Genomic DNA, 24,265 nt, shown 5'->3' with positions numbered 1-24,265 from the left:
CCCATGATGAGGTGCCAGCCGATGAAGCCCGCGATGATCGCCAGCAGGATCAGCCACAGCATGGCCGGGCCCCAGCCCGCGACGTAGAAGATCAGCAGCAGCAGCGACAGGATGGCGGCGCTGAGGTTCAGCATGTGCCCGCCAGGCAGCTTCTTCGGCTTGCCGTCGATCTTTCCGGCCAGCTTGCCATAGGCCACGATCGAGCCGGTGAAGGTCACCGCGCCGATGAAGATGCCCAGCGCGACCTCGACCTTGAGCATGGCGATCTCGGCCGGGGACTTCTGCGCCAGCACGGCGGCGAAGCCGGTGAAGACGTCGGTCGTGTCGTTCAGGCGGGCGCGGATGACGCGGCCGAGTTCAAGCTGGGCGTTCACGCCGATCAGCACGGCGGCAAGGCCGACAAGGCTGTGCATCGCCGCGATCAGCTGCGGCATCTCGGTCATCTGGACGCGGGTGGCCAGCACATAGCCGCCGACGCCGCCGAGGGCGATCATCAGGATCGACAGCCACCAGTTGTCCCAGCCGGGCCCGAACAGGGTGGCCAGAACGGCCAGGCCCATGCCGACGATGCCGTACCAGATGGCGCGCTTGGCGCTTTCCTGCCCGGAAAGCCCGCCCAGCGCGAGGATGAACAGGACGGCGGCCACGACATAGGCCGCGCTGGTGAAGCCATAGGCCGGGATCGCCTCGACCATCGAGGCGGGGGCGACAACGGGGGCCAGGCCGGAAGGCGAGGTGGTGATAACGGTGTTCTCCATCGACGCCTCTTACGACTTCTGGAACATGGCAAGCATCCGGCGCGTGACCAGGAAGCCGCCGAAGATGTTGACCGCGGTCATCAGCACCGCCAGCGCGGCGAGGATGACGATCAGCCCGGACCCCGAGCCGATCTGCAGCAGCGCACCAAGGATCACGATGGACGAGATCGCGTTGGTGATCGCCATCAGCGGCGTGTGCAGCGAATGGGCGACGTTCCAGATCACCTGGAAGCCGACGAACACGGCCAGCACGAAGACGATGAAATGCTGCAGGAACGAGGCCGGCGCGAAGAGGCCGACCAGCAGCATCAGCACGCCGCCAGTGACCAGCATCCCGATCTGGCTGCGGGTCTGGCGGCGGAAGGCCAGCGCCTCGGCGGCGCGGCGTTCCTCGGGCGTCGGCTCCTTGGCCTTCTCGCGCGGCTTCTGCACGGCGATGGCCTGCACCTTGGGCGGCGGTGGCGGCCAGGTGATATCGCGTTCGCGCGTCACCGTGGCGCCGCGGATCACGTCATCCTCCATGTCGTGGACCAGCGTGCCGTCCTTGGCGGGCGTCAGGTCGGTCAGCATGTGGCGGACGTTGTTGCCGTAAAGCTCGGAGGCCTGCGCCCCCATGCGCGAGGGGAAGTCGGTATAGCCGATGATCGTGACGCCGTTCTCGGTCACGATCTTCTCGTCCGGCACCGTCAGATCGCAGTTGCCGCCCCGCTCGGCCGCAAGGTCCACGATGACCGAGCCGGGCTTCATCATGCGGACCATGTCCTCGGTCCACAGCTTGGGCGCAGGGCGGCCCGGGATCAGCGCCGTGGTGATGACGATGTCCATCTCGGGCGCAAGCTCGCGGAACTTCTCAAGCTGCTTGGCGAGGAACTCGGGGGACGAGGGCGCGGCATAGCCGCCGGTGGTTGCGCCGTCCTGCACCTGATCGGCGAAGTCGAGGTAGACGAACTCGGCCCCCATCGACTCGATCTGTTCGGCCACCTCGGGGCGGACGTCGAAGGCATGGACCTGCGCGCCGAGGCTCGTGGCCGCGCCGATGGCGGCAAGCCCGGCGACGCCCGCGCCCACGACCAGCACCTTGGCCGGGGGCACCTTGCCCGCGGCCGTCACCTGCCCGGTGAAGAAGCGGCCGAAGTTGTTGGCAGCCTCGATCACCGCGCGGTAGCCCGCGATGTTGGCCATCGACGACAGCGCGTCCATCTTCTGCGCGCGGCTGATCCGCGGCACCATGTCCATCGCGATCGCGTTCACGCCGAGGGTGCGGGCGCGTTCCAGCAGTTCCGCGTTCTGGCCGGGATAGAAGAACGAGATGAGCGTCTGGCCCTCGCGCATCAGGCCAAGCTCCTCCTCGGACGGCGGACGGACCTTGGCGACCACATCGACCGCGCCCACAAGCGCGGCGGCGGTCGGATGAACCGTCACTCCGGCCCGTTCATAAGCGGCATCCGAGAAACCCGCGCGGGCCCCTGCGCCGGATTCGACATGAACCTCGTGCCCGAGCTTCTGCAGATGCCCGGCCGAGGACGGTGTGACGGCAACCCGCGCCTCACCGTCGAAAGTCTCTTTCAACGCGCCTATTCTCACCGAGCCTGTCCCCTCTCGTCCGTGTGTTGCGCCCGCATTATCACTGCGCAACAATCTTTCACAAGACGGTGAAAGCCCGCGGCCTGTCCGCAATCCGCCGCTGCGTCACACAGAAGAAAGAACCGCCGCGCAGAAGCGCGACGGTTCCAGATGACGGCCGGGACGAACCGGCAAGGGGAAACGTCCTCAGTTCGACGGGTTGGTGACCGGAACCGTGGTCGTCGTGGTGGCGGCATCCGCATCGGTCGCGGCATCCGCAGCAGCGCCCGTCGTGGCGGCGGCATCGGTCGCAGCATCCGCGGCGGCGTCGGCGGCGGTGCCCGCGGCATCGGCGGCAGCATCGGCGCCCGTGCCGTCAGTGGTCGCAGTCGCGGTCCCGGCGGCGGTGCCGGCCGGCGTGTCGACGGTGGTGGTCGCAGCCGCGTCGGTGGTGCCCGTGGTGGTGTCGGTCGCCGTGTCGGTGGTCGTGGTCACGGTGGCCGGGGCAGTGTCGGTCGTCGTGGCGGGGGCGGTGGTGGTCGTCGTGGTGGTCGTGTCGGCCACCTCGTCATTGCCCATGAAGCTGGACAGCAGCCACCACGCGAGGGCCAGGGCCAGGAGGATACCGATGATCAGCGGAAGCGGCGAGGCCTTCTTCTCGACCGGCTCGACGTAGGTCTCGGTCACAACGGTGTTGCGGCCGCTCGGATCGACGGGGCGATGCGGATCGGTGGCATCGGTGCGGCTCGGATCGTTCGGGTCGTAGTTGGCCATGATGGTCTCCTTGAGGTATCTGATCTGTCGGGACCGCCACGCCCTCGTTCGCCTCATAGCGGAACTGCGGCGTCGGCTTGCGACCCGGTAATCCTGCGCTTAACACTCCGCTCAAGCACAAGTTCCGCGGAAGAACCATTTTTATCAGGCAGGGCATAGGATGGGGGAAACCCGTTTTCTCAATGATTACAGACCGTGGCCGTTTCGCATCACCGAGACTCGGCTGGATGTGACGCTGGCGCCGAAGGGCACGGTCGTCAGGTCGGAACTGGACCTTCAGCGCCACGCGCCCGGGCCGCTGGTGCTGGATGGCGGCGCGGGACTGCGGACCGGCGCGGTCACGATCGACGGGCAGCCGGTCGATCCGGCGCATCTGGCCATCGCCGATGAAAGGCTGACGGTGGCCGAGGCCGCCCTGCCCGACCGCCCCTTCACCTTCGCCGCCACCGTCGAGATCGACCCCGAGGGCAACACCGCGCTGGAAGGGTTGTATCTGTCCGGCGGCATCTTCTGCACCCAGTGCGAGGCCGAGGGCTTCCGCCACATCACCTGGTATCCCGACCGCCCCGACGTGATGGCGCCATTCCGGGTGACGGTCCGGTCGGACCTGCCGGTGCTGCTGTCGAACGGGAACCCCGTCGCGCAGGGGGACGGCTGGGCCGAATGGCACGATCCCTGGCCCAAGCCCTCCTACCTCTTCGCGCTGGTCGCGGGCGAGTTGAAGGCCGTGTCGGACAGCTTCACCACCATGTCCGGGCGAAAGGTCGCCCTGAACGTCTGGGTGCGGCCTGCCGACCTGGATCGCGCGGGCTTTGCGATGGAAGCCCTGAAGAAGTCGATGCGCTGGGACGAGACGGCTTACGGGCGCGAATACGACCTGGACGTGTTCAACATCGTGGCCGTGGACGACTTCAACATGGGGGCCATGGAAAACAAGGGGTTGAACATCTTCAACTCGAAACTGGTTCTGGCAAGCCCCAACACCGCGACCGATGCCGACTACGAGCGGATCGAGGCGGTGATCGCGCATGAATATTTCCATAACTGGACTGGAAACCGAATAACTTGCCGCGACTGGTTCCAGCTTTGCCTCAAGGAAGGGCTGACGGTCTTCCGCGACCAGCAGTTCACCGCGGATGTGCGGTCGGCCGCCGTCAAGCGGATCGAGGACGTGGTGACCCTGCGGGGGCGGCAGTTCCGCGAGGACGCGGGGCCGCTGGCGCATCCGCCCCGGCCCGACCGCTACGAGGAGATCAACAACTTCTACACCGCCACCGTTTATGAAAAGGGCGCCGAGGTCATCGGGATGCTCAAGCGGCTTGTCGGGGATGAGGGTTACCGCCGCGCGCTGGACCTGTATTTCGACCGCCATGACGGGCAGGCCTGCACCATCGAGGACTGGCTCAAAGTCTTCGAGGACGCGACGGGCCGCGATCTTACCCAGTTCAAGCGCTGGTATACCGACGCGGGCACCCCGCGTCTGACGCTGGCCGAGGACTGGGACCGCAACGCGGGCCGCCTGACGCTGCGCTTCACCCAGGTGACGGCGCCGACGCCGGGCCAGCCCGACAAGCCGCCGCGGGTAATCCCCATCGCCGTTGGCCTCATCTCGGTCAACGGCGACGAGGTGCTGCCGACCCGCGTGCTCGAGATGACCGAGACCGAGCAGTCCTTCAGCTTCGACGGCCTCGGCACCCGTCCCGTCGTGTCGCTGTTGCGGGGTTTCTCGGCCCCGGTGACGGTCGATCACGAGATCACCTCGCCGGAACGCGCCATCCTGCTGGCCCATGACACCGACCCCTTCGCGCGCTGGCAGGCCGGGCACGAACTGGCGATGGACTCGCTGGTGGCGATGGCCACCGGCGGACAGGCCGACACCATCTTCAGCCACTCGCTGGGCGGACTTCTGGGCGACGGCTCGCTTGACCCGGCCTTCGTGGCCCTGTCGCTGCGGCTGGCCGGCGAGGATGAGATCGCGGCCGGGATCGCCGCGCGCGGCGGGGTGCCCGATCCCGATGCCATCCACCGCGCCCGCGAGGCGCTGGCGGCCGACCTTGCCTCGGAACACGAGCGGCGGCTGGCCGAGATCCACGACGAGATGGAGGTGCCCGGCCCCTACTCGCCCGAGGCGGATGCGGCGGGGCGGCGGTCGCTGCGGCTGGCTGCGCTGGGGCTGCTGTCGCGGCTGGATGGCGGGGCGCGGGCGCAGGCGCTGTGGGATTCCGCGTCCAACATGACGGAACGGATGGGGGCACTGGCGGTGCTGGTGCGGCTGGACCGCGCGGAAGCCGCGCTGGCCGGGATGGAGGCGCGGTTCGGCGACAACCGGCTGGTGATGGACAAGTTCTTCTCGGTCCAGCCGATGGCGGCCCCCCCGGCCCGCGCGGTGCAGGTGGCAAAGGCGCTGGCGGACAGGCCGGACTTCGACTGGAAGAACCCCAACCGCTTCCGTTCGCTGATCGGGGGGCTTGCGGCAAACCATGCGGCATTCCACGCAAGCGACGGATCTGGCTATGATTTCGTCGCGGGCTGGCTGATGCGGCTTGACCCGCTGAACCCGCAGACGGCGGCCCGGCTGACCACGGTGTTCGAGACCTGGCCCCGCTATGACGAGGCCCGGCGGCAGCACGCCCGCGTGGCACTGGAACGGATCGCGGCCCTGCCGTCTCTGTCGAGCAACACCGTGGAAATGGTCAGGCGCATTCTTGCCGCTGGAACCTGAGGGCGCTTGTGGGCGTCATGTCTCAGGATAATAGATGCTGGAAATGAGTAACGCGCCCAAAGATTCGCCCGCTCCGCCGGGCCGCCTGCCCGCGCTGGTCGAGATGCAGCAGCGGCTGGACCCGCTGATCGCCGAACGGGCGCCGTGGCTTTATTCCGGCAAGCCGCATCACACGCTGGCCAAGCAGCTGATGATGCGGCTGTTGCGCTATCCACGTTCCATCGAGCTGGCGGCTCAGTTCCGCGACCTGCCGACCGAGGAGATCATGCGCCGCGTCTCGGCGCTGATCGTGCGCGACCTGCGGGTGGACGGGCTGGAACACATCCCGGCCACCGGGCCGGCGCTGATCGTGGCGAACCACCCGACCGGCATCGCCGACGGGATCGTGCTGCATGCGGTCGTTTCGGCCGTGCGGCACGACCTGTTCATCTATGCCAACCACGACATGATCCGCGTCCTGCCCCAGACCGAGGAGCTGATCGCCCCCGTCGAATGGCGGGCGGAAAAGCGCAGCCATGCCAAGACCAAGTACACGATGGACTATACCCGCGCCGCGCTGGGACAGGGGCGGATCGGGCTGATCTTCCCTTCGGGGCGGCTGGCCAAGCGGCATGGCCTGAAGCTGCACGAACGTCCCTGGATGGCCAGCGCGGTGATGATCGCGCGCAAGTTCGGCGCCCCCGTCATCCCGTTGCATATCCGGGCGCGGAACTCGGCGCTGTTCTACCTGCTGGATGCGATCCACCCGACCCTGCGCGACGTGACGCTGTTCAACGAGGTGTTGAACAAGGCGGGCCACACCTATCGCATAACCATCGGCCGTCCGATCGACCCGGCGACCCTGCCGGCGAAATCCGAGGAAGGCATCGAGGCGCTGCGCCGGGCGGTGCTGGACCTGCCGCCTCCGGGCCGGGACGCGGCACATATGTCGCACCTGCGCGAGGTCCGCAGGCGACGGGCGCAGATCCGCGAGCCCTTGGGCGAAAAGCTCTGAGCTTGGGGTGCGTGCAAATCACGCATCCTAGAGTGCCGGTCCCGCGTAGGGTGTGTGTTCTGCACGCGCCGCACTTGCGACCATCGGCAAGGGCGGGCATCTCTGGCGCGCCATGACGGACCTTCCCACCCCCGACACCCATCGCCTGGATGCGCCGGCTTCCGGCCCCGAATGGCTGCTGACGCCCGGCTTGATCCCGCATCCCGAGGCTGTTGCCTGGATGGAGGCGCGCGTGGCCGCCATCCAGGCAGGCGAGGCGCCCGAGGCGGTCTGGCTGGTCGAGCATCCGCCGCTTTACACCGCCGGCACCTCGGCCCGCCCCGAGGATCTGACCGATCCGGGCCGCTTTCCGGTCTTTTCGACAGGACGCGGCGGGCAATACACCTATCACGGGCCGGGTCAGCGGATCGCCTATGTCATGCTGGACCTGAACCGGCGCGGGCGCGACGTGCGGGCATTCGTCCAGTCGCTGGAAGCCTGGGTCATCGCGGCCTTGTCCGAGTTCGGCTTGAAGGGCGAGATTCGCGAGGGCCGCGTCGGCGTCTGGATCGCGCGGCCCGAGAAGCCCTCGTTGCCCGATGGCTCGATGCGCGAGGACAAGATCGCCGCCATCGGGATCAAGCTGCGCCGCTGGGTCAGCTTTCACGGCATCTCGATCAACGTCGAGCCGGACCTGTCCCATTACGGCGGCATCGTGCCCTGCGGGATCAGCGGCCATGGCGTGACCAGCCTGATCGATCTGGGCCTGCCGGTGACGATGGAGGACCTGGATCACGCCTTGATGACCGGCTTTTGCGCGGTCATGGGTGAACCGAATGGGGGGCTGTGACCTTTGTTCTCTTGCGAAATCCTGCGAGATGCTGTGCCCTGCGCTGCAGAGAGCACCGCTCTCGTTAAGAATGATCCGCTGAGGAAGGACGACATGATGAAGACCAGCCTGATTGCCACTCTTGCCACCCTCGCCCTGTCCCTGCCGGTGGCTGCGCAGGAACTGTCCGGCGATCCCGCCGCAGGCGAGTCCGAGTTCCGCAAGTGCAAGGCCTGCCACATGATCCAGGACGAGGCGGGCACCGACATCGTCAAGGGCGGCCGGACGGGACCCAACCTTTACGGCGTCTACGGCCGTCCCTATGCGGCCGAGGAAGGCTACAAATACGGCGAGGGCCTGATTGAACTGGCCGAGACCAACCCCGACCAGGTCTGGGACGAAGAGCACCTGATCGAGTACATCACCGATCCGACCGCCTATGTGAAGGAAAAGACCGGCGATTCCGCCGCCAAGTCGAAGATGACCTTCAAGCTGAACAAGAACCAGGCCGACATCGTGGCCTTCCTGGCGCAGCACTCGCCGAACGCCGCGGGCGCGGCCGGGGGCGACGCCGCCGCTGGCGGGGACGCGGCCGCGGCACCTGCCGCCGCGAACTGACGCCTGCGTCCCCTTGCGGGACGACGCCTGAACCGACCCCCGGCCGCCACCAGCGGGCGGGGGTTTCATTTTGTCGCAGCAGGGGATGCGCGGCGCATTGCCGCAACCGGAATCGTGTTCTAGAACGGCATCAGCCAGTCCGCCGGCCAGCCGCCGTGACGGCACGATTCTGAGGAGCATGCGCATGGCAGATGCCGCCGTTCACGGCCATGGTGCCCATCATGACACCCGCGGGTTCTTCACCCGCTGGTTCATGTCCACCAACCACAAGGACATCGGTGTCCTTTACCTTTTCACCGCAGGCGTCGTCGGCCTGATCTCGGTCTGCTTCACCGTCTACATGCGGATGGAGCTGCAGCATCCCGGCGTGCAGTACATGTGCCTCGAAGGCGCCAGGCTGATCCCCGCCGGCGTCGATGACATCTGCACGCCGAACGGGCATCTGTGGAACGTGATGATCACCTATCACGGCGTCCTGATGATGTTCTTCGTCGTCATCCCGGCGCTGTTCGGGGGCTTCGGCAACTACTTCATGCCGCTGCACATCGGCGCGCCGGACATGGCCTTCCCCCGGCTGAACAACCTCAGCTACTGGCTGTTCGTCTGCGGCGTGGCGCTGGGCATCGCCTCGCTGCTGTCGCCGGGCGGCAACGACCAGCTCGGCTCGGGCGTGGGCTGGGTGCTTTATCCGCCGCTGTCCACGACCGAGGGCGGGCTGTCCATGGACCTCGCGATCTTCGCCGTCCACGTCTCGGGCGCCTCGTCGATCCTGGGCGCGATCAACATCATCACCACCTTCCTGAACATGCGCGCCCCCGGCATGACGCTGTTCAAGGTGCCGCTGTTCGCCTGGTCGGTCTTCATCACCGCCTGGATGATCCTGCTGGCGCTGCCGGTGCTGGCCGGCGCCATCACCATGCTGCTGATGGACCGCAACTTCGGCACCAACTTCTTCAACCCGGCGGGCGGCGGCGACCCGGTGCTGTACCAGCACATCCTGTGGTTCTTCGGCCACCCCGAGGTCTACATCATCATCGTGCCGGGCTTCGGCATCATCAGCCACGTGATCGCCACCTTCTCGCGCAAGCCCATCTTCGGCTACCTGCCGATGGTGCTGGCCATGGCCGCCATCGCCATCCTGGGCTTCGTCGTCTGGGCGCACCACATGTACACCGTCGGCATGTCGCTGACCCAGCAGGCCTATTTCATGCTGGCCACCATGACGATCGCGGTGCCGACCGGCATCAAGGTCTTCTCGTGGATCGCGACGATGTGGGGCGGCTCGATCGAGTTCAAGACGCCGATGCTCTGGGCCTTCGGCTTCCTGTTCCTGTTCACCGTGGGCGGCGTCACCGGCGTGGTGCTGTCGCAGGCCCCGCTGGACCGGGTCTATCACGACACCTACTATGTCGTGGCGCATTTCCACTATGTGATGTCGCTGGGCGCGGTCTTCGCCATCTTCGCCGGCATCTACTACTGGATCGGCAAGATGAGCGGGCGGCAGTACCCGGAATGGGCGGGCAAGGTCCACTTCTTCGCCATGTTCATCGGCTCGAACCTGATCTTCTTCCCCCAGCACTTCCTGGGCCAGCAGGGGATGCCGCGCCGCTACATCGACTATCCCGAGGCCTTCGCCTACTGGAACAACGTCTCGTCGATCGGCGCCTATATCGCCTTCGCCTCGTTCCTGTGGTTCATCGGCGTCGTGTTCTACACGCTGTTCGCAGGCCAGCGCGTGACCCAGAACAACTACTGGAACGAATACGCCGACACGCTGGAATGGACCCTGCCCTCGCCGCCGCCCGAACATACCTTCGAGCAGCTTCCCAAGCGCGAGGACTGGGACCACGCCCGCAAGCACTGATGCCCGAAAGATGAAGTCATCGGCCCCGGAGCGATCCGGGGCCGTTTTCCATCCCCGAAGGACCGGCAGACCCCCATGCCCTATGCCTGGCAACCGGACGAGCCTGACGGAACCCGCCGGCTGCTGATCTGGCGCCACCGCTCGCTGACGCCCGAAGGCTTCGTCTGGGTGATCGGGCTGACGGCCGCGGCGCTGACCCTGCCGCTTCTGGCCGTGGTCGGCTCGGCGGTGATGTGGGGGCTTCTGCCCTTCGCGCTGGCGGCGCTGGCGGGATTGTGGTTCGCCGTCCAGCATGACTGGAAGGGCGGCGGCCCGGTCGAGGAAGTCGCCCTGACCCCCGCCGTGATGTCCGTCATCCGCCGCGACCCCGGCCGGGCAGATCGTTACTGGCAGGGCAATCCCTACTGGGTCCGGCTCAGGCTGCGGCGGGATGGGCCGATCGATGACTACCTGACCCTGTCGGACGGGCGGCGCGAGATCGAGCTTGGCGCCTTTCTCAGCCCCGAGGAACGCCGCGCGCTGCAGGCCGATCTGTCCGCCGCGCTGGCGCAGATCGGAAATCCCAGCCTGCGCCCTTAGGTCGTGCGGCATCCGCGCTTTCTCTTGCGCCCGCCGCATGGCACAGAGCGGGCAGCATCGCGCCCCGAGATTTCCCCCATGTCCGAGATCCCGCTCCGCTCCCGCGCCGACCGACGCCGCGCGGCCTTCCGCCGCAAGGCCGGCCGGGCGGCGCGGATCTTCGTGCTGCTGACGGTGCTGATCGACGCGACCGGCATGGGGCTGATCTTCCCGGTCATGCCCGACCTGCTTGAGGAGCTGACCGGCCAGAACCTGTCGGGCGCGGCGGTCTGGGGCGGCATCCTTGGCACCGCTTACGCGGCGATGCAGTTCCTGTTCGGCCCGGTCGTGGGCAACCTGTCGGACGCCTATGGCCGCCGCCCGGTGATGCTGGTGGCGCTGTTCGTGATGACGCTGGACTATGTGCTGCTGGCCCTGGCCCATACCGTCACGCTGATCCTGATCGGCCGCATCGTCGGCGGCATCATGGCCGCGACCCATGCGACGGCGGCGGCCTACATGGCCGACATCTCGACCCCCGAGGAAAAAGGCCGCAACTTCGGCCTGATCGGCGCGGCCTTCGGGGTGGGCTTCGTGCTGGGGCCGGTGCTGGGCAGCCTCGCCTCGACCATCGACCTGCGCGCACCCTTCTGGATTGCGGGGGGTCTTGCCTTCGCCAACATGATCTTCGGCTGGTTCGTCCTGCCGGAAACGGTCACGCGGTCGATCCGCCGTCCCTTCGACTGGCGGCGCGCCAATCCGCTGGCCTCGTTCTCGGCCATCGGCTCGCTGCCGGGGATCGCGCCCCTTCTGGCCGTCTATGCGCTGTTCAACCTCGCCAGCTATGTCTACCCCGCGGTATGGAGCTTTTTCGGCAAGGCCCGCTTCGGTTGGGACCCGCTGCATATCGGCCTGTCGCTGGCGGCCTTCGGCATCGCCATCGCCTTCGTCCAGGGGGTGCTGGTCGGTCCGGCCATCCGGCGCTTTGGCCCGGGGCGCACGGTGGTCGTGGGCTTTGCACTGGAAATCGCGGCACTCGTCTTCTACGGTTTCGTCACCAGCCCGGTTCTGGCGCTTGCGCTGACCCCGCTGGCCGCCATCGCGGGATTGGGAGGACCGGCCTTGCAGCAGATCATGTCCAACCTCGCCCGCGACGACCAGCAGGGGGAATTGCAGGGTGTCCTCGCCTCGGTCGCAGCGGTCGCGATGGGACTGTCGCCCCTGATCATGACCGGCATCTTCGCCTTCTTCACGCGCGAGAGCGCGAGGTTTCATGCGCCGGGGATGCCCTTTCTGGCCGCTGCGGCGATGATGCTGGTGGCGCTGGCCATCTTCGTCCGGGCCCGCAGGGCGGCGCGCCATGACTGACCGGGCAGGCTCGCGCGAGATGCGGCGTCTGGGCAAGCTGGCCCGCGCCATGATCCAGCCCTTCGCTAAGCGTCCCTGGCTGATCCGGCCGCTGATGCGCTCGGGCATGCTGGCCCGCGACTTCCCGCTGCCCCGCCGGACCCGGCGCGAGCTTGCCACGGAATTGCGCCGGGTGCAGGGCCGCAAGGTCTGGACGCTGGCGCCAAAGGACGCGGCCAAGGACGCGCCGCTGATCCTTTACCTGCACGGCGGAGCCTATGTCTGCGGGATCACGACGGTGCATTGGCAGTTCCTGACCACCCTTGCGCAAAGGGGACCGGTGATCGAGGTGCCGCTTTACGGCCTCGGCCCGAAGCATGATTTCCGCGAGGCCTATGCGCTGCTCGATGATCTCTGGGCCGGGATCGCACAGCGCCATCCCGGCCGGCCGGTGACGATCATGGGCGACTCGGCCGGCGGCGGGCTGGCACTTGGCTTCGTTCTGCATCTGCGGGACAGCGGTTGGATGCTGCCCGAAAGCCTCGTGCTGCTTGCACCTTGGGTGGACCTTGCCTCGACCGACCCGCAGGTGGACGAACGCAGGCAGGACGACCCCATGCTGGCACGGGCGGGTGCCGAACTGGCGGCCAGCGTCTGGGCGAATGGCGCGGACCCGACCGACCCGCGGCTCAGTCCGATGAACGGCGACCTGACGGGCCTGCCGCCGACCGACATCTACCAGGGCACCCGCGACATGCTGCGCCCGCAGGTCGAGGCGCTGGCGGACAAGCTGCGCGCGGCCGGGGTCCGGGTGGACCTGACGCTCTGTCCCGGCGGGCTGCATGTCTATCCGATCTTCGACACCCCCGAAAGCGAGGCTGCGCGGGACCGCATCTCGGCCCGCCTGCCGGGCTGACGGCTTGCCAGCGGCCCCGCTTTCGGCTATGGGGCTGATCCAAGTCTTGTGAACGACATGGCCAGAACAGGCCGCCTTGGAATGGGTCGGGCTTATGCCGCGACCCTTTCGCGTTACGCGAGGCACAGACCGGCGGAGCCAACCGTCTGGCCAGCAACCCGACTCAAAGGACACACCTGCCGCATGGCGAAAAACACATCCATGGAGGAATTCGAAGCCCTCCTCAACGAAAGCTTCGAGATCGACACCCCGGACGAAGGTTCGGTCGTCAAGGGTCGCGTCCTCGCCATCGAGGCGGGGCAGGCCATCATCGACGTCGGCTACAAGATGGAAGGCCGCGTCGATCTGAAGGAATTCGCCAATCCCGGCGAGGAAGCCAACCTTTCGGTCGGCGACGAGGTCGAGGTCTATCTGGACCGCGTGGAAAACGCCCGCGGGGAAGCTTCGATCAGCCGTGAAAAGGCTCGCCGCGAGGAAGCCTGGGACCGTCTGGAACAGGCCTACGCCAAGGAAGAGCGCGTCGAAGGCGCCATCTTCGGGCGCGTCAAGGGTGGCTTCACCGTCGATCTGGGCGGCGCCGTGGCCTTCCTGCCCGGTTCGCAGGTTGACGTCCGCCCCGTGCGCGACGCGGGCCCGCTGATGGGTCTGAAGCAGCCCTTCCAGATCCTGAAAATGGATCGCCGCCGCGGCAACATCGTCGTGTCGCGCCGCGCCATCCTGGAAGAAAGCCGCGCCGAACAGCGCGCCGAGGTCATCGCCAACCTGCACGAAGGTCAGGTCGTTGACGGCGTCGTCAAGAACATCACCGAATACGGCGCCTTTGTCGATCTGGGCGGTGTGGACGGTCTGCTGCACGTCACCGACATGGCGTGGCGCCGCGTGAACCACCCCTCGGAAATCCTGTCGATCGGCGAGACCGTCAAGGTCCAGGTCGTCAAGATCAACAAGGAAACCCACCGCATCAGCCTGGGCATGAAGCAGCTCCAGTCCGATCCGTGGGACACGGTGAGCGACAAGTTCCCGATCGGGTCCGTCCACAAGGGCCGCGTGACCAACATCACCGACTACGGCGCCTTCGTCGAACTGGAAGCCGGTGTCGAGGGTCTGGTCCACGTTTCGGAAATGTCCTGGACCAAGAAGAACGTCCATCCCGGCAAGATCGTCTCCACCTCGCAGGAAGTGGACGTCATGGTGCTGGAGATCGACGAGCAGAAGCGCCGCGTGTCGCTGGGTCTCAAGCAGACCATGCGCAACCCGTGGGAAGTCTTTGCCGAAACCCACCCGGCCGGCACGCCCATCGAGGGCGAGGTCAAGAACATCACCGAGTTCGGTCTGTTCGTGGGCCTGGAAGGCGACATCGACGGCATGGTCCACCTGTCCGACATCAGCTGGGACCAGCGCGGCGAGGATGCGATCCAGAACTACCGCAAGGGCGACACCGTCCGAGCGGTGGTGCAGGAAGTCGATATCGACAAGGAACGCATCAGCCTGTCGATCAAGGCCATGGAAAACGACACCATGTCCGAGGCCGTCGATGGCGTGAAGCGGGGCGATGTCGTCACCGCCGAAGTCACGGCGATCGAGGATGGCGGGATCGAGGTGGAATACAACGGCGTCAAGTCGTTCATCCGCCGCTCGGACCTTGCCCGCGACCGCCAGGACCAGCGCCCCGAGCGTTTCTCGGTCGGCGACAAGGTCGATGTGCGCGTGACCAACATCGACACCAAGACCCGCCGCCTGGGCCTGTCGATCAAGGCCCGCGAGATCGCCGAGGAAAAGGAAGCGATCGACCAGTATGGCTCGTCCGATTCGGGCGCCTCGCTGGGCGACATCCTTGGCGCCGCGCTGAAGAACCGCGGCTGAGGCCCCGCGCCTTGCACCGTATCGGCCGTCCCCTTTCGGGGGCGGCCTTTTTCGTCGGCCGGGATTGCGCGGCGGCAGGAAACTTGCAACCTTTTCAGTCCGGTCGCGTTTCAAACCTTATTCCAGTGCCGCGCGGCCGACGCATAACGAGAACAGGGCGCCCATGATCCGTTCCGAACTGATTCAGAAGATCGCCGAGGAAAATCCCCATCTTTTCCAGCGCGATGTCGAACGGATCGTCAGCACCGTCTTCGACGAGATCATTGACGCCATGGCCCGCGGAGAGCGGGTCGAGCTTCGCGGCTTCGGGGCGTTTTCGGTCAAGCAGCGGCAGGCGCGACAGGGCCGCAACCCGCGCACGGGCGAAACCGTGCAGGTGGTGGAAAAGCATGTGCCCTTCTTCAAGACCGGCAAGCTGCTGCGCGACCGGCTGAACGGTCTGGATCAGCAAAGCGAGTAGGGACGTGGCGCGCGTGGCTGTTGCACCCGCCGCCGGGTTGAACGAAACTGCGCCGCGATGCCCGGCCGTTCGGGCCGGAAGGTGAAGGTCTTTCCCATGCGCTATCTGCGGATGCTGTTTGTCGTGCTGCTGGCCGTGATCCTGATCGGCGTGGCGCTGGCCAACCGGCAACTCGTCACGGTCAGCCTGTTCCCCGATCGGGTGGACGGCTTCATCGCCGGGGAATGGTCGGCGCAGATGCCGCTGTTCCTGGTGATCATCATGTCGCTGCTGGTCGGCATGATCCTCGGGCTGATCTGGGAATGGATGCGCGAATCGGTCCTGCGCCGGGAATCGGCCCAGCGCGCGCACGAGTTGCAGGTGCTGGAACGCGAGGTCGGCCAGGTCCGCAAGGCCCATCACGCCCCGCGCGACGAGGTGCTGGCGATTCTGGACGCGCCCAAGTCCAAGGCTGGCGCCGCCCCCGCTGTCGTCACCACGCGCACCGCCGCCGCGCCTGCCCTGCCCGCCCGCCGCTGATGGCGGTCGTCAAGATCTGCGGGATCACCCGCCCGGACGACCTGTCGGCAGTGGCAGAGGCAGGCGCGCGTTATGCGGGGCTTGTCTTCTTTCCGAAATCCCCCCGCCATCTGTCGGTCGAGGCGGCAAGGGCGCTCGCGCTTGCCGCGCCAGCGGGCGTTGCCCGCGTCGGCCTGTTCGTAAACCCCGACGACGCCACGCTGGAGGCTGTGCTGGACCGCGTGCCGCTGGACATCATCCAGTTGCACGGGGGCGAGACCCCCGCGCGGGTTGCCGAGACCAAGGCGCGCAGCGGGCTGCCGGTCATGAAGGCCGTGGGCATCGCCGCACCGGCCGATCTGGACGCGCTGTGGGATTATGGGCTGGCCGCCGACCTGCTGCTGGTGGATGCCAAGGCCTCGCCGGATGCGGCACTGCCCGGCGGCAACGGGCTGGCCTTTGACTGGCGGCTGCTGGCGGGGCGGCGCATGCTCAAGCCTTGGATGCTTGCCGGGGGGCTGACCCCCGCGAACGTGGCCGAGGCCGTGCGGCTGACGGGCGCGCCGATGGTGGACGTGTCCTCGGGCGTTGAATCGGCGCCGGGGATCAAGGATCGCGCCCGCATCCGCGCCTTCGTGAATGCGGCCGGGGGTTCGTCCGGCTTTACGCCCGAGCCGAACGAGCCTAGAACATTCCCCTGACCGAAGGGGACGCAGCATGGCCGAAGACCTCATCAACAGCTTCATGACCGGGCCCGACGAACAGGGCCGCTTCGGCATCTTCGGCGGCCGCTTCGTCAGCGAGACGCTGATGCCGCTGATCCTCGAGCTTCAGGCCGAGTATGAGAAGGCCAGGACCGACCCGGCCTTCAAGGCCGAGATGGACGAGCTGTGGACGCATTACGTCGGCCGCCCCTCGCCATTGTACAAGGCCGAGCGGCTGACGGAACGGCTGGGCGGCGCCACGATCTACATGAAGCGCGAGGAACTGAACCACACCGGCAGCCACAAGATCAACAACGTGCTGGGCCAGATCCTGCTCGCCCGCCGGATGGGCAAGACGCGGATCATCGCGGAAACCGGCGCGGGCCAGCATGGGGTGGCGACGGCCACCGTCTGCGCCCGCTTCGGGCTGAAATGCGTGGTCTACATGGGCGCCGAGGACGTGCGCCGCCAGCAGCCCAACGTCTTCCGCATGAAGCTGCTGGGGGCCGAGGTGGTGGCCGTCCAGTCGGGGCGCGGCACGCTGAAGGACGCGATGAACGACGCCCTGCGCGACTGGGTGACGAACGTCCGCGACACCTTCTACTGTATCGGCACGGTCGCGGGGCCGCATCCTTATCCGGCGATGGTCCGCGACTTCCAGCGCATCATCGGCGAGGAGACCAAGGCCCAGATCATGGAACGCGAGGGGCGGCTGCCCGACACGGTCGTCGCCGCCATCGGCGGGGGGTCCAACGCGATGGGCCTGTTCCATCCCTTCCTTGACGACCGTTCCGTGCGGATCATCGGGGTCGAGGCCGGCGGCAAGGGCGTGGACGAGACGATGCAGCATTGCGCCAGCCTGACCGGCGGGCGGCCGGGGGTGCTGCACGGCAACCGGACCTATCTGTTGCAGGACGACGAGGGACAGATCCTCGAAGGCCATTCGATCAGCGCGGGGCTGGATTATCCCGGCATCGGGCCGGAACACGCCTGGCTGCGCGACGTGGGCCGCGCCGAATATGTCAGCGTGACCGACAGCGAGGCGCTGGAAGCCTTCCAGCTTTGCTGCGAAACCGAAGGCATCATCCCGGCGCTGGAACCCTGCCATGCCTTGGCGCATATCATCAAGATCGCGCCGAACCTGCCGCCCGAGCACCTGATCGTGCTGAACCTCAGCGGCCGGGGCGACAAGGACATCTTCACCGTCGCCCGCCACCTGGGCGTGCAGGTCGAAGCGTAAGCCTCAGCGCGTCAGCGTCAGGACGTTCAGGATCGATTCACGGTATGGCAGCGGCAGGATCAGCCGTGCGCTGTCCTGAGCCGTGACTTCCAGCAGGCCCACATCGGGCAGCGTCTCGCTGGCGCCGGTGTCGATCTCGACCGGGAAATCGTCATAGCGGCGGGGCGCCTCGCCCTGCACGAAACTCGAGCCGAGATAGACCCAGCGCCCGTCCGTCTCCCGGATCGTCCCGCTGGTGCGCTGCGATCCGGTCAGCTTGTCGAAATGCAGCACGCCGTCCCGCGTCTCGATCCGGCAGCGGAACGGGGGATAGGCGACCAGCGGCAGGTTGCCGCCCAGCTTGGTCATGCTGCAGGTCCAGTCTCCGCTCAGGCTGCCTGCGAGCGCCGGGTCGGCGGGCATCGCGGGTCCGCGCAGGGCGTCGGTGGCGAGGACGACCGCCTCGTCGCTGCCGGTCGCCAGCACCTGCCGCAGCGCCCGGCCCGCAGCGGCATCGAGCTGATCGAGCCGCGCCCGGTCGTCGGGCCGGATCTCCTGCGCGGCGGCAGGAACGGCAAGCGTGACGGCCAGCGCCAGCGCAAGAAGCCTCGTCATGTTGGACCTTCCCTAGCTTGCCGCGTCAACCGCATGGGCGCGCAGCAGTTCCAGCGGCACGACATCCGTCGCCCGCATATGCGTCGCCGCCAGCACCACCTTGGGGGCAGCGAACTCCTGCGCGGCCTGCAGGAAGCGGCCGGCGCAGACGCACCAGCGATCGCCCGGCTGCAGCCCCGCGAAGCCGTATTCCGGGCGCGGCGTCGAGAGGTCGTTGCCGAGGTATTTCGAGAAGGCGAGGAACTCGGCCGTGGCGACCACGCAGACCGTGTGGCTGCCGCGGTCCTCGGGGCCGGTGTCGCAGCAGCCGTTGCGGTAGAAGCCGGTCAGCGGCCGCGTCGAGCAGGGCTGCAGCGGCTCTCCGAGGACGTTCAGCGAGGGGTGCATGCCGGGTTTCCTTTGCGGCGCCGGACCGGGACTCTGCCCCATCGCCGTATACGACGATCCCGGGATGTTTTGACGAAGAAGAACGGATCAGCGGAAGCGGTCGGTCAGGGATCTCAAGCGCTCGGCCATGCTGGCGGGTTCCGGGGGCGGCTCGGGGACGGGTGGGACGGGGGCAGACCGCGCCGGGGTGGCGGGCTTGCGCGGGGGCGGCGCCACGCGGGCGGCAAGCGCGGTGCCGAAGGCGGCGCCGTCGCCCTGCGCCAGCGCCTCGGCCCCGTCCGAGATGCCGCGCAGCAGGTCGTCCAGCATCGCCTCCTCGGCCTTGGCGAAGTCGGACAGCACGTATCCGCTGACCCGGTCCTTGTGGCCGGGATGGCCGATGCCGATGCGCAGGCGGCGGTAACCCTCGCCGATATGCTGGTGGATGGACCGCAGCCCGTTATGTCCCGCATGGCCTCCGCCGGCCTTCAGACGGCAGGTGCCGGGCGCGAGGTCGAGTTCGTCGTGCAGCACCAGCACCTCGGCGGGGGTGAGCTTGAGATAGCGCATCGCCTCGCCCACGGACTGGCCGGACAGGTTCATGAAGGTCTGCGGCTTCAACGCGGTCACGCGCTGCTCGCCCAGGCGGCCCTCGGCGGCCAGCCCCTGGAACCGCGCCTTCCACGGGGAAAACCCGTGGTCGGCGGCGATCCGGTCCAGCGCCATGAAGCCGATGTTGTGCCGGTTGCCGGCGTATTTCGCGCCGGGGTTGCCCAGTCCCACCATCAACAGCATCGGCATTTCCCGCGCATTCGACCCATCCCTTGCGGTGGACCTCGCCCGTAACTAAGACTCTGTCAAGTTTTCGCCCCTATGACAGACCGGAACTGGACGGTCGGCGGCGAATCGAAATCAGCAAGTGACGGGGCGAGATGCAGGATCCGGCAGAATACTACATGAACACGCTTGTCCCGATGGTCGTCGAACAGACCAGCCGGGGCGAACGGGCCTATGACATCTTTTCTCGGCTGCTGAAGGAACGGATCATCTTCCTGTCGGGGCCGGTGCATGACGGCATGTCCACGCTGGTCTGCGCGCAGCTTCTGTTCCTTGAGGCGGAAAACCCGTCCAAGGACATCTCGATGTATATCAACAGCCCCGGTGGCATCGTGACCTCGGGCCTGTCGATCTATGACACGATGCAGTACATCCGCCCGCGCATCTCGACGCTGGTGATCGGGCAGGCCGCCTCGATGGGCTCTCTGCTGCTGGCGGCGGGGGAAAAGGGATCGCGCTATTCGCTGCCCAACAGCCGGATCATGGTCCACCAGCCCTCGGGCGGGTTCCAGGGCACGGCCTCGGATATCCTGATCCACGCGCAGGAAACCGAAAAGCTCAAGCGGCGGTTGAACGAGATCTATGTCAAGCACACCGGCCGCACGCTGGAGGAGGTCGAGCAGGCGCTGGAACGCGACCGCTTCATGTCCCCCGACGAGGCGAAGGACTGGGGCCTGATCGACGATATCCTCGAGGCACGGGGCAAGGCCGTTCCCGAAACTTGAGCGTCCGCGCGCCCGCTATGGAAAAGCGGGATTGTGACGGGCGACTGCCCTGCATAGATTGGGCGGACGACCACAAGGCGCCCCCGGGCGCACGCCGAACCGCGCGGATGGCCCGATCCGCCCGCGCGGTCCCTGACAGGCAAGGATGACGACCATGGCAAACCAGCCCGGCGGCGACAGCAAGAACACGCTCTACTGCAGCTTCTGCGGCAAGAGCCAGCATGAGGTCCGCAAGCTGATCGCGGGCCCGACCGTGTTCATCTGCGACGAATGCGTCGAGTTGTGCATGGACATCATCCGCGAGGAAACGAAAAGCGCGGGTCTGAAGACCGGCGACGGCGTGCCATCGCCCCGCGAGATCATGGCGGTGCTGGACGACTATGTGATCGGCCAGGAACACGCCAAGCGGGTGCTGTCGGTCGCGGTCCACAACCACTACAAGCGGCTGAACCACAGCGCAAAATCCGACATCGAACTGGCAAAGTCGAACATCCTGCTGATCGGCCCGACCGGCTGCGGCAAGACGCTACTGGCGCAGACGCTGGCGCGCATCCTCGACGTGCCCTTCACCATGGCGGACGCGACCACGCTGACCGAGGCCGGTTATGTCGGCGAGGATGTCGAGAACATCATCCTCAAGCTGCTGCAGGCGTCCGAATACAACGTGGAACGCGCCCAGCGCGGCATCGTCTACATCGACGAGGTCGACAAGATCACCCGCAAGTCCGACAACCCGTCGATCACCCGCGACGTGTCGGGCGAGGGCGTCCAGCAGGCGCTGCTGAAGATCATGGAAGGGACGGTCGCAAGCGTGCCGCCGCAGGGCGGGCGCAAGCATCCGCAGCAGGAATTCCTGCAGGTGGACACGACCAACATCCTGTTCATCTGCGGTGGCGCATTTGCGGGCCTCGACCGGATCATTGCCCAGCGCAACAAGGGCACGGCGATGGGCTTCGGCGCCTCCGTCAAGGAAAACGACGACCGGGGCGTGGGCGAGGTCTTCAAGGACCTGGAGCCCGAGGACCTGCTGAAGTTCGGCCTGATCCCGGAATTCGTCGGCCGCCTGCCGGTGATCGCCACGCTGACCGATCTGGACGAAGAGGCGCTGATCACCATCCTGACCCAGCCCAAGAACGCGCTGGTCAAGCAGTATCAGCGGCTGTTCGATCTGGAAGACGTCAAGCTGACCTTCACCGAGGACGCGCTGAAGGCGATCGCCCGCCGCGCGATCAAGCGCAAGACCGGCGCCCGCGGGTTGCGGTCCATCATGGAGGACATCCTGCTGGACAGTATGTTCGAACTCCCAGGCCTCGACAGCGTGACCGAAGTGGTCGTGAACGAGGAAGCGGTGGACAATCCCGCCGCCCGGCCGCTGCAAATCCATGCGGATTCAAAGGAAAAGCCGGCTGCCGTGGGCTGACGGAACCACCGCTTCGCAATACTGCCCGGCCAGCCTTTCCGGAAGGCTGGCCGCGTTCAGTCAGTGAGACCTTCAAGCCTTGGTCTGAGCGCGTCAGTTCGAAAGCGTCACGTCGGTAGCAGTTCCCCCTGCCGTCCCGGGTGTTGAGCGCTAGGCGGCAACACGGTTGCTGCCGGATGTGTTGCTGCAGGTCTGTCCCGCCATGTGCCGAGCCGTCTGAACCGTAAGGGCGTCAAGGGTGCCGTGATCCATGGTCTGAAAGCAGGGCGTGCAACAGAGTTTTGTTCCTGTGCAGCAGGCTGACCATTCATACGCGGCAGGGTTCATCGATTGTTCTGCCGCAAGTCCCTGCGCCGATCTACCGATCTACCGAATGTTCTCTTGCGTCATTCCATGCGGCAACCGCGTTTCGTCGCAGCAAAACCGCACGGCTTGGCAAGGCTGCATACCCATCGGATAAGTCGTGCTTTCTGACAGGAAGCAGAGTTGTTGAAGACTCGGGGTGGGGGCATCTCCGCTGCGCGACATGGCCTCGGTCCCGGAACTGGTCTGACGCATTTTCCCCGATCCTCCCTTTCCAAGACGCAGCAGGACCAAGGCAACGCCAGAAGCCAGCCATGCAGCGTCGGACCCTTCATCTCCGCTCTGCCGAGACGGAGGACACAGGCAAAGCCTTGGCCGTTCCCGACCGCGCACCACTCGGGCCGGGATGTGCGGGGCTGCGGGCAGGCCGCACAGCCGTGCTCGGAAAGCGCCCGCGCTCAGCCCACGGCGGCCTTGTCCATCGCCACGCGCAGGCCGAGCAACTGCCGGATCTCTGCGGCGACAGACGGGGCAAGGTAAAGGTAATCGGGCGTATAATGCCCGGCGCGGGCCAGCGCCGGCAGGTTGCCGAGGCTCACGATCCCGTCGGATACCGTGCACAGCCCGTCCAGCCTCAGCTCACCCAGCAGCCGGTTCACATGGACCGAGGTCATGCCGGTGATCTCGGCCAGCTCGTTCTGGGACAGGGGAAGATCGTAGCGGTCGATGCCGCACAATCCCCGCGCATAGAGTCGCACGAACATCTCGATCAGGAAATTCGCCACCCGCGCCTTGCCCGCCAGCCGGCCCAAGCGGAAGATCCAGTAGCGATGGATCGATGAGTCGATCAGGGACACCCGCCACAACTTGCGGTAAAGATCCGGCTCGCTCTCGCGCAGGGCGTCGAGCCTGTTGTGGCCGGTCGCGGTGACCTCGACCTCGTTCAGCGTCACCACGTCATGGTCCAGCCAGGATAGCACATAGGCATTGATATCGAAGAAATCGCCGGGAATCTGGATGCCGACGAACTGCCGGCCGCCCTGCCGGTCCGTGCAGTAGCGGCCGACCATTCCGCGCGTGAGATAAAGGCTGCGGTTCAGCGGGATGCCGGCCTTGATCAGCCGCGTCCGGCCCCGGACAGTGACAGGGTCTGATGCAAGGCTATCCATGAGCCGCGCTTCCTCGGGGGAGAACATGTCCGGATAAGAGCGGTTCAACAGCATGGGTTCTTCTTGCCTGTGGATGTTGATCGGCAGGTTGCGGGCCATCGTCGCGAGACGGGAACCACTGGCGTCAACCAATGTTATCACGTTTGGATGATGCCTCCGTGATCCTTTTATGGCCTACTTCAACGCAATGAGTATCTGCAAGTCGATCAGATGCCCCATGGCTCTTGCCGCAACGATGACGCATCTGCCGGAAAAGGCGATTGCCAAGTTGCGATGCTGAGGCATGTTGTGCCGGTGAGAGGCCTTGAAACGCGGCCTTTCAAGCTGTTCCGGACGCAGGTCGGCGGCCGGATCCCGGATCATCAAGTGAAAAACCCTGCCATGTCACCTTCGGGCGGGCCGGCAATCCCGGACGCACGGCCGCCGCGCGGGGCATGTTCGCCGCGCAGAAAAGGATAAGAAAATGCACGACGTTTCCCCCCTGTTGTCCGCGGCTTTCTGTGACGAGCATGGCAGTTCCGCACCCCTGATCTGCTTTTCGCACCTGCGCTGGGATTTCGTGCTGCAGCGGCCGCAGCACCTGATGGGCCGGTTCGCCAGAAAGCAGCGGGTGCTGGTATGGGAGGAGGCGATCCCGACTACCCACCACTTGCCCTATCTGGAATTCCACGCCTTTCCCGGCACCACCGTACAGGCGATCCGCCCGCGCGTGCCCGACCGCTGGAGCCGCGAGGAACAGGAAGCCGCCCTGCCCATGCTGCTGGACCAGATGCTGGCGCTGTCCGGAATCAGGCGGCCGGTGTTGTGGTTCTACACCCCGATGATGTGGCCGATTGCCCGCCATGTCGATGCCGCGGCGGTCGTCTATGACTGCATGGATGAGTTGTCGGCCTTCCGCTTTGCCCCGCCCGAGCTGCGCCAACGCGAGGATGAGCTGATGGCCGCCGCCGACGCCGTCTTCACCGGCGGCTGGTCGATCTGGGAGGCCAAGCGCCACCGCCACGACAACATCCATGCCTTCCCGTCGTCCGTGGACACCGCCCACTTTGCCACCGCCCGCCGCCCGCAGGGGGCAGAGCCGCATGACATGGCCGGCATCCCGCATCCGCGCTTGGGCTATTACGGCGTCATCGACGAACGGCTGGACCTGGGCCTGATCGCCGC

Annotated in this window: 23 protein-coding genes; 16 read left to right on the top strand and 7 right to left on the bottom strand. The window is 66.6% G+C overall.

Going from position 1 to position 24,265, the window contains the following annotated elements; all coding sequences use genetic code 11:
• From Q4F04_RS08830 to Q4F04_RS08820, 3 genes are all read right to left on the bottom strand, one after another.
• Window positions 1–695, bottom strand: a 695-nt coding sequence (locus tag Q4F04_RS08830; RefSeq protein ID WP_303369470.1) for an NAD(P)(+) transhydrogenase (Re/Si-specific) subunit beta, incomplete at its 3' end; no start/stop codon positions are given.
• A 72-nt stretch (window positions 696–767) separates the two neighbouring features.
• Window positions 768–2,342: a Re/Si-specific NAD(P)(+) transhydrogenase subunit alpha gene (locus Q4F04_RS08825; RefSeq protein WP_303369468.1), complete on the bottom strand. Its 1,575-nt coding sequence runs from the start codon at window positions 2,340–2,342 to the stop codon at window positions 768–770.
• Between the two features lie 186 nt (window positions 2,343–2,528).
• Window positions 2,529–3,095, bottom strand: coding sequence for a hypothetical protein (locus Q4F04_RS08820; RefSeq protein WP_303369467.1), 567 nt, complete (start codon window positions 3,093–3,095; stop codon window positions 2,529–2,531).
• 160 nt (window positions 3,096–3,255) lie between these two features.
• On the opposite strand from Q4F04_RS08820, the gene pepN reads away from it, so the two are divergent.
• The 13 genes from pepN to trpB all read left to right on the top strand — a co-directional run bounded on the left by pepN (window position 3,256) and on the right by trpB (window position 17,687).
• Window positions 3,256–5,817: an aminopeptidase N gene (gene pepN, locus Q4F04_RS08815; protein ID WP_303369466.1), complete on the top strand. Its 2,562-nt coding sequence runs from the start codon at window positions 3,256–3,258 to the stop codon at window positions 5,815–5,817.
• Window positions 5,818–5,860: 43 nt separating this feature from the next.
• The gene (locus tag Q4F04_RS08810) at window positions 5,861–6,811 is read left to right on the top strand and encodes a lysophospholipid acyltransferase family protein (RefSeq protein WP_303369465.1); all 951 of its coding nucleotides are present in this window, start codon (window positions 5,861–5,863) and stop codon (window positions 6,809–6,811) included.
• 112 nt (window positions 6,812–6,923) lie between these two features.
• A complete protein-coding gene (lipB, locus tag Q4F04_RS08805; RefSeq protein WP_303369464.1) occupies window positions 6,924–7,640 on the top strand; it encodes a lipoyl(octanoyl) transferase LipB in 717 nt (238 codons plus the stop codon).
• Window positions 7,641–7,733: 93 nt separating this feature from the next.
• Entirely contained in the window at window positions 7,734–8,237 is a 504-nt protein-coding gene (locus tag Q4F04_RS08800; RefSeq protein ID WP_368660712.1) for a cytochrome c family protein, read from the top strand.
• Window positions 8,238–8,421: 184 nt separating this feature from the next.
• A complete protein-coding gene (locus Q4F04_RS08795) occupies window positions 8,422–10,101 on the top strand; it encodes a cytochrome c oxidase subunit 1 (protein WP_303369463.1) in 1,680 nt (559 codons plus the stop codon).
• A gap of 75 nt (window positions 10,102–10,176) precedes the next feature.
• Window positions 10,177–10,680 carry a DUF2244 domain-containing protein gene (locus tag Q4F04_RS08790; protein ID WP_303369462.1) on the top strand — a complete coding sequence of 168 codons (504 nt, stop codon included), beginning with the start codon at window positions 10,177–10,179 and terminating at the stop codon, window positions 10,678–10,680.
• A 78-nt stretch (window positions 10,681–10,758) separates the two neighbouring features.
• Window positions 10,759–12,027 (top strand): TCR/Tet family MFS transporter, encoded by a 1,269-nt coding sequence (locus Q4F04_RS08785; RefSeq protein WP_303369461.1) that lies wholly within the window; start codon window positions 10,759–10,761, stop codon window positions 12,025–12,027.
• The gene (locus Q4F04_RS08780) at window positions 12,020–12,922 is read left to right on the top strand and encodes an alpha/beta hydrolase fold domain-containing protein (protein WP_303369460.1); all 903 of its coding nucleotides are present in this window, start codon (window positions 12,020–12,022) and stop codon (window positions 12,920–12,922) included. The genes Q4F04_RS08785 and Q4F04_RS08780 overlap by 8 nt, the downstream gene beginning before the upstream one ends.
• Before the next feature lie 183 nt (window positions 12,923–13,105).
• Entirely contained in the window at window positions 13,106–14,785 is a 1,680-nt protein-coding gene (rpsA, locus tag Q4F04_RS08775) for a 30S ribosomal protein S1 (RefSeq protein ID WP_303369459.1), read from the top strand.
• A gap of 163 nt (window positions 14,786–14,948) precedes the next feature.
• Window positions 14,949–15,245, top strand: a complete 297-nt coding sequence (ihfB, locus tag Q4F04_RS08770; protein ID WP_303369458.1) for an integration host factor subunit beta — start codon at window positions 14,949–14,951, stop codon at window positions 15,243–15,245.
• Between the two features lie 96 nt (window positions 15,246–15,341).
• A complete protein-coding gene (locus Q4F04_RS08765) occupies window positions 15,342–15,764 on the top strand; it encodes a lipopolysaccharide assembly LapA domain-containing protein (RefSeq protein ID WP_303369457.1) in 423 nt (140 codons plus the stop codon).
• Window positions 15,764–16,444 (top strand): phosphoribosylanthranilate isomerase, encoded by a 681-nt coding sequence (locus Q4F04_RS08760; protein WP_303369456.1) that lies wholly within the window; start codon window positions 15,764–15,766, stop codon window positions 16,442–16,444. Before Q4F04_RS08765 ends, Q4F04_RS08760 begins: the two co-directional genes overlap by 1 nt.
• A gap of 16 nt (window positions 16,445–16,460) precedes the next feature.
• On the top strand, window positions 16,461–17,687 hold the full coding sequence (trpB, locus tag Q4F04_RS08755) for a tryptophan synthase subunit beta (RefSeq protein WP_303369455.1): 1,227 nt from the start codon (window positions 16,461–16,463) through the stop codon (window positions 17,685–17,687).
• 3 nt (window positions 17,688–17,690) lie between these two features.
• Here the strand turns inward: trpB and Q4F04_RS08750 are convergent, their stop codons facing one another.
• The 3 genes from Q4F04_RS08750 to pth all read right to left on the bottom strand — a co-directional run bounded on the left by Q4F04_RS08750 (window position 17,691) and on the right by pth (window position 19,442).
• Window positions 17,691–18,281, bottom strand: a complete 591-nt coding sequence (locus Q4F04_RS08750) for a DUF4893 domain-containing protein (RefSeq protein WP_303369454.1) — start codon at window positions 18,279–18,281, stop codon at window positions 17,691–17,693.
• Window positions 18,282–18,293: 12 nt separating this feature from the next.
• A complete protein-coding gene (locus Q4F04_RS08745) occupies window positions 18,294–18,668 on the bottom strand; it encodes a DUF2237 family protein (protein ID WP_303369453.1) in 375 nt (124 codons plus the stop codon).
• 87 nt (window positions 18,669–18,755) lie between these two features.
• Window positions 18,756–19,442, bottom strand: a complete 687-nt coding sequence (gene pth, locus Q4F04_RS08740) for an aminoacyl-tRNA hydrolase (protein ID WP_303369452.1) — start codon at window positions 19,440–19,442, stop codon at window positions 18,756–18,758.
• A gap of 137 nt (window positions 19,443–19,579) precedes the next feature.
• Between pth and Q4F04_RS08735 the strand changes: the two genes are divergently transcribed.
• Window positions 19,580–20,209, top strand: coding sequence for an ATP-dependent Clp protease proteolytic subunit (locus tag Q4F04_RS08735; protein ID WP_303369451.1), 630 nt, complete (start codon window positions 19,580–19,582; stop codon window positions 20,207–20,209).
• 154 nt (window positions 20,210–20,363) lie between these two features.
• Window positions 20,364–21,629 (top strand): ATP-dependent Clp protease ATP-binding subunit ClpX, encoded by a 1,266-nt coding sequence (clpX, locus tag Q4F04_RS08730; protein ID WP_303369450.1) that lies wholly within the window; start codon window positions 20,364–20,366, stop codon window positions 21,627–21,629.
• A gap of 761 nt (window positions 21,630–22,390) precedes the next feature.
• Here the strand turns inward: clpX and Q4F04_RS08725 are convergent.
• Complete coding sequence (locus Q4F04_RS08725; RefSeq protein ID WP_303369449.1) at window positions 22,391–23,101, bottom strand: Crp/Fnr family transcriptional regulator; 711 nt, start codon at window positions 23,099–23,101, stop codon at window positions 22,391–22,393.
• A gap of 463 nt (window positions 23,102–23,564) precedes the next feature.
• On the opposite strand from Q4F04_RS08725, the gene Q4F04_RS08720 reads away from it, so the two are divergent.
• A partial coding sequence (locus tag Q4F04_RS08720) for a hypothetical protein (protein ID WP_303369448.1) occupies window positions 23,565–24,265 on the top strand: 701 nt, incomplete at its 3' end.

The organism is Paracoccus sp. (in: a-proteobacteria) (genome assembly GCF_030536915.1).
Classification (GTDB): domain Bacteria; phylum Pseudomonadota; class Alphaproteobacteria; order Rhodobacterales; family Rhodobacteraceae; genus Paracoccus.
The sequence above is the reverse complement of the archived record's forward strand: the minus strand, read 5'-3'. Positions and strand labels throughout refer to the sequence as shown.

Bases quoted from the DNA above. Each gene is read 5' to 3' on its own strand.
- ihfB (WP_303369458.1), top strand. From the start codon at position 14,949: ATGATCCGTTCCGAACTGATTCAGAAGATCGCCGAGGAAAATCCCCAT.
- Q4F04_RS08725 (WP_303369449.1), bottom strand. From the start codon at position 23,101: ATGGATAGCCTTGCATCAGACCCTGTCACTGTCCGGGGCCGGACGCGG.
- Q4F04_RS08765 (WP_303369457.1), top strand. From the start codon at position 15,342: ATGCGCTATCTGCGGATGCTGTTTGTCGTGCTGCTGGCCGTGATCCTG.
- Q4F04_RS08810 (WP_303369465.1), top strand. From the start codon at position 5,861: ATGAGTAACGCGCCCAAAGATTCGCCCGCTCCGCCGGGCCGCCTGCCC.
- Q4F04_RS08735 (WP_303369451.1), top strand. From the start codon at position 19,580: ATGCAGGATCCGGCAGAATACTACATGAACACGCTTGTCCCGATGGTC.
- clpX (WP_303369450.1), top strand. From the start codon at position 20,364: ATGGCAAACCAGCCCGGCGGCGACAGCAAGAACACGCTCTACTGCAGC.
- Q4F04_RS08820 (WP_303369467.1), bottom strand. From the start codon at position 3,095: ATGGCCAACTACGACCCGAACGATCCGAGCCGCACCGATGCCACCGAT.
- Q4F04_RS08795 (WP_303369463.1), top strand. From the start codon at position 8,422: ATGGCAGATGCCGCCGTTCACGGCCATGGTGCCCATCATGACACCCGC.
- trpB (WP_303369455.1), top strand. From the start codon at position 16,461: ATGGCCGAAGACCTCATCAACAGCTTCATGACCGGGCCCGACGAACAG.
- rpsA (WP_303369459.1), top strand. From the start codon at position 13,106: ATGGCGAAAAACACATCCATGGAGGAATTCGAAGCCCTCCTCAACGAA.
- Q4F04_RS08780 (WP_303369460.1), top strand. From the start codon at position 12,020: ATGACTGACCGGGCAGGCTCGCGCGAGATGCGGCGTCTGGGCAAGCTG.
- Q4F04_RS08790 (WP_303369462.1), top strand. From the start codon at position 10,177: ATGCCCTATGCCTGGCAACCGGACGAGCCTGACGGAACCCGCCGGCTG.
- Q4F04_RS08760 (WP_303369456.1), top strand. From the start codon at position 15,764: ATGGCGGTCGTCAAGATCTGCGGGATCACCCGCCCGGACGACCTGTCG.
- Q4F04_RS08750 (WP_303369454.1), bottom strand. From the start codon at position 18,281: ATGACGAGGCTTCTTGCGCTGGCGCTGGCCGTCACGCTTGCCGTTCCT.
- Q4F04_RS08785 (WP_303369461.1), top strand. From the start codon at position 10,759: ATGTCCGAGATCCCGCTCCGCTCCCGCGCCGACCGACGCCGCGCGGCC.
- Q4F04_RS08800 (WP_368660712.1), top strand. From the start codon at position 7,734: ATGATGAAGACCAGCCTGATTGCCACTCTTGCCACCCTCGCCCTGTCC.
- pepN (WP_303369466.1), top strand. From the start codon at position 3,256: ATGGGGGAAACCCGTTTTCTCAATGATTACAGACCGTGGCCGTTTCGC.
- pth (WP_303369452.1), bottom strand. From the start codon at position 19,442: ATGCTGTTGATGGTGGGACTGGGCAACCCCGGCGCGAAATACGCCGGC.
- lipB (WP_303369464.1), top strand. From the start codon at position 6,924: ATGACGGACCTTCCCACCCCCGACACCCATCGCCTGGATGCGCCGGCT.
- Q4F04_RS08745 (WP_303369453.1), bottom strand. From the start codon at position 18,668: ATGCACCCCTCGCTGAACGTCCTCGGAGAGCCGCTGCAGCCCTGCTCG.